This window comes from Marinobacter halodurans, from assembly GCF_004327985.1.
In the GTDB taxonomy this organism is placed as follows: Bacteria; Pseudomonadota; Gammaproteobacteria; order Pseudomonadales; family Oleiphilaceae; genus Marinobacter_A; species Marinobacter_A halodurans.
Genome location: NZ_SJDL01000087.1, coordinates 1 through 3770, shown reverse-complemented (window position 1 = coordinate 3770; position 3770 = coordinate 1). Strand labels below are relative to the sequence as shown.

6 protein-coding genes and 1 pseudogene are annotated in these 3770 nt (G+C 56.2%); 4 read left to right on the top strand and 3 right to left on the bottom strand.

The annotated features are described in order from the left end of the window. Both EZI54_RS23210 and EZI54_RS23205 read right to left on the bottom strand, forming a co-directional pair. The coding region (locus tag EZI54_RS23210; protein WP_131484240.1) for an IS91 family transposase at positions 1-566 on the bottom strand (566 nt) is incomplete at its 3' end. Beyond that, the gene (locus EZI54_RS23205; protein WP_131484239.1) at positions 563-1474 is read right to left on the bottom strand and encodes a tyrosine-type recombinase/integrase; all 912 of its coding nucleotides are present in this window, start codon (positions 1472-1474) and stop codon (positions 563-565) included. The genes EZI54_RS23210 and EZI54_RS23205, both read right to left, overlap by 4 nt. Positions 1475-1715: 241 nt before the next feature. Here EZI54_RS23205 and EZI54_RS23200 point away from each other — a divergent pair, with 241 nt between their 5' ends. Next, positions 1716-1997, top strand: a complete 282-nt coding sequence (locus tag EZI54_RS23200; protein ID WP_093477488.1) for a type II toxin-antitoxin system RelE/ParE family toxin — start codon at positions 1716-1718, stop codon at positions 1995-1997. Between the two features lie 14 nt (positions 1998-2011). Further along, on the top strand, positions 2012-2326 hold the full coding sequence (locus EZI54_RS23195; protein WP_008174257.1) for a HigA family addiction module antitoxin: 315 nt from the start codon (positions 2012-2014) through the stop codon (positions 2324-2326). Between the two features lie 331 nt (positions 2327-2657). Here EZI54_RS23195 and EZI54_RS23190 read toward each other — a convergent pair. Next, positions 2658-2858, bottom strand: a pseudogene (locus EZI54_RS23190) (integrase core domain-containing protein); the annotation flags it as partial. 185 nt (positions 2859-3043) lie between these two features. On the opposite strand from EZI54_RS23190, the gene EZI54_RS23185 reads away from it, so the two are divergent. Both EZI54_RS23185 and brnA read left to right on the top strand, forming a co-directional pair. Then, positions 3044-3307 (top strand): BrnT family toxin, encoded by a 264-nt coding sequence (locus EZI54_RS23185; RefSeq protein WP_131484237.1) that lies wholly within the window; start codon positions 3044-3046, stop codon positions 3305-3307. Next, positions 3297-3533 (top strand): type II toxin-antitoxin system BrnA family antitoxin, encoded by a 237-nt coding sequence (gene brnA, locus EZI54_RS23180; protein WP_131484236.1) that lies wholly within the window; start codon positions 3297-3299, stop codon positions 3531-3533. Before EZI54_RS23185 ends, brnA begins: the two co-directional genes overlap by 11 nt. Positions 3534-3770 lie beyond the last annotated feature (237 nt).

Genomic DNA, 3770 nt, shown 5'->3' with positions numbered 1-3770 from the left:
ACCGTCGCCAGGGCCCGGCCGTTGAACAGGTAGTGCCCGGTGCGGGCCTGCCAGTGAGGCCCGGTCAGCCCACCCCCGGGAACCACGAGATGCACGTGGGGATGGAAAGCCAGGCGACGGGAGTGGGTGTGCAACACCCCGACCAGCCCGAGCTGGTTGCCCAGGCGTTGATCGTTGCGGGCGAATTGATTCAGCGTCTCCCGGGCGACCTGGAACAGGGTGTGACAGGTCCACCGCAGGTGGTGCCAGGCAAAGCCCCGTAACTGGGCCGGCAGGGTGAAGGTCACCAGGAAATAGTCCACCGGCAACCACTTCTGCCGTTGCCGCTCCAGCCACTGGCGGTTGGTGCTGTGCTGGCAGGCCGGGCAACTGCGGTGGCCGCAGGACGGATACGCCTGTTGGGTCTGCTGGCACGGCGCGCACCGATAACGGAGCTCGCCGCAGGCCGGCGTATGGCAGGCGAGGATCGACTGAAGGGCCGCGTAATGCTCCGGTCGCATCCGCTCGCCATAACGATCCCGCAGGCGGCCCTGGTGATCGCCAAGGATTTGCGCCAGGGTGATCATTCGGTCACCCAGTCGACCTGCAGGCGGTCCACCAGGGCATTGATCATCAGGGCACTGTTCTGCTGGGCCTCGTGGGTCATCCGGGTGTAACGGGCGGTGGTGACCGGACTGGCATGCCCCAGCAGGGTCTGGATCGAGCGCAGGTTAACGCCGTTCTCCAACAGATGGGTGGCAAAGCTGTGGCGCAGGCAGTGGATGTGGACCTGCTTGCGGATGCCGCAGTCCCGGGCAACCAGCTTGATGGCCTTCTGTACCCCGCCCCGGTCCATCACCCGGGGCTCACCGGAGACAGCAACCGACTCATAGGGAGGCTGTCCACCGGGAAACAGGAGAACGGGATGACGATGCGTGGCCCAGTAGCGCCGCAGGGCCTTGAGGGTCATCAACGGCAAAGGCACGAACCGGTCCTTCCTGCCCTTGCCACAACGGACATGGATCCGCATCAGATGGCTGTCGACATCGGCGATGGTCAGGTTCAGGGCCTCACTGAGGCGCAGCCCGAGGCTGTAGGTGGTGAGGAAATAGACCTGATAGCTGAGTTTACGGGTGTGACTGATCAGCCGTCCGACCTCGTCCAGGGAGAGCACATCCTGCAGCGTCTGGACCTTGGGTGGCTTGGTGATGGGGACGTAGTCCCAGGGCTTGTCGAGCACGTACTGGTAAAAACGCTGCAGGGCATTGCGGGCAATCTTGACCAGGCTCCAGGAACGATGCTCGACCAGGTGCATAAAGTACTGCTGCAGTTGATCGGTGCTAAGCTGGTCGGGGCAGGTATCGAAGTGGTCGCTCACCTGGCGCAGGCAGCGGGTGTACAGGTCGATGGTCTTGGGGCTTTTGCCCCGCAGGGTGAGTTCGGTGAGGTAGCGTTGGTACAGTGCCTGAAAACGGGTGTGTTCGTGGGTGTTCATTACACTTCTCCTGAGGGCCCTACCGGAATGGAAGGGATCAGGGAAGTACAGACGACTTATAACTCTGCCGCGTAGCGGCTTCGTTCAACAAGTTGTTCCAGTCTGTTCCGGGCCAAATGGCCCTCCACCGGACAGCTTTTTCTCCGCTTCGCTGCGCAAAAGCTGCCGCTGAACAAAAGCGTTATGCAGTCATTCCTACGCCTCGTTGACAAGTGTCACGTGACGCAATACACTTTGCTTCATGATCAAATCCTTCGCTGACAAACGAACCCAAGAGCTCTACTCCAAGGGCAAGTCAAAGAAATTTCCTGCGGATGTTGCACCGAGAGCTGCTAGAAAACTTGAATACGTGGATCTGGCCTTACAGCTTGAGGATTTGAAAGTGCCGCCCGGCAACCGTCTTCACCCACTGTCGGGAAACAGGCAGGGGCAGCACGCAATTTCAATCAATGATCAGTGGCGTATCTGTTTTCGTTTTGAAGATGGCGATGCGTATGAAGTCGAAGTGTGTGACTACCACTGAGTGAGGTGATGACTATGGCTATTCTTAATACTGCCGGTATGCAGCGCAAACCGACTCATCCTGGTGAAATGCTGAGGGAAGACTTTCTTCCGGACTATGGCCTTACCGTTTCGGGGTTGGCTGAATCTCTGGGTGTCTCTCGTCAGTCAGTTAATGAGTTACTGCGCGAGCGTCGTGCTGTGAGTCCTGAAATGGCGCTCCGGCTTGCGCGTTTGTTTGGTAATTCGCCGGAGTTCTGGCTGAACGCACAGCGGTCTGTTGATCTTTGGACTGCCGCGCAGTCGGTCAAGGAAGAAGTGGATCGAATCAAGCCGCTACATGCTGCATAACCAAGCCGTGCACCGGATGCCAAAACCTCCGCTTCGCTCCGGCTTTGTCACCGGTGACGGCAGGCGTTATGTGTCCGTTGGTGCAGACTGAAGTAATTAATGAAGGTTGCGGCTGTTATGGAGTTAAAGGCTTGTTTTTGTAGTCGCCGATGCGAAGGAGATCGGAATCGCTCATTTAAGCCGTGTCCTTTATGTGGCAATAGCTGGTATTCAAGCAATGGAGAATCAGAGCGTCACTACTGCAATACAGCATGGGTAATGTGTGAGGTGGACCCCATCAGTTGGACAGCCTGAAGGTGCAGTTAAGCTCTGATCCAGTTGTATTCCCGGCTCAAGCTGCCAGGGTCATGGGTTGCTGGTAGTACACCTCATCTGGTGTTTGGTAATCAAATGTTTGATGGTACCGGGTCTGGTTGTAGTGCCGGAAGTACCGGTTGAGCGCCTGCTTCAAGTGGTGTCCGTCCTCGAAGGCGGTGAGATAGACACACTCATATTTGACACTACGCCAGAGACGCTCCACGAAGATGTTGTCATGGTAGCAGCCCTTGGAGGCTATAAAGGGCAATCAATCTGAAAACTGGACAATGCCGGCTGAAAAAAACGAGATCGAAGGCGGTGGAATACTCGCTCTATTTTGGGTTTTTCTACAGCCTCGTTAGCAGCTAAAGCTTCCTTCCAAATCTTGCGTGGTGAGTAAAAAAGGAATAATTTGTACTCATGGATGAGTTTGAATTCGACGAAGCCAAAAGCCAGGCCAACCTGGACAAGCACGGTATTGATTTCGTTTCTGCCCAAGGGCTGTGGAAAGATCCATACCTGCTGGAGATCCGCGCAAAATCAGAGGATGAGCAGAGGTTTTTGCTGATAGGCAAGATTGGTGACAAGCACTGGTCGGCGGTCGTCACATACAGGGATGCTCGTATTCGTCTGATTTCAGTCAGACGTTCCCGCAAGAAGGAGGTTGAGCTCTATGAAAGCTAAAGACTTCGACAAAAAATTTGAGGAAGATCAGGAAGACGTTGTTGATGACCTAGACCTGTCCTCTGCCCGGCGCATTAATCAGGAACAAAAGCGAATCAACGTCGATTTCCCGGCTTGGGTTGTCGAGTCGTTGGATCGTGAGGCTGCGCGCATAGGCGTTACCCGCCAATCGATCATCAAGGTGTGGCTGGTGGAGCGTCTTCAGGCAGAATCTGCTAACAAATAAGGATAGGTCGCGCGCAGCCGCGACCTGATCCGGTGTTGGACGAGCCCGGTGCTTCTCTATTAAGGAAATAGCGTCGGCGAACCCAGAGGTGCTTTAGCCTTGGCGTTTGGCGGCCATTTTCGCCAGGACAGGGGCGCCCGGAACCGTCGGTGAAGCCGACAGCCGGTTTGCCCTGGCCGTGATGTCATAAGGTGCGTTGGCTTCTCCCTTTGAGGTGCATGTCAGTTAAAGAAAGGC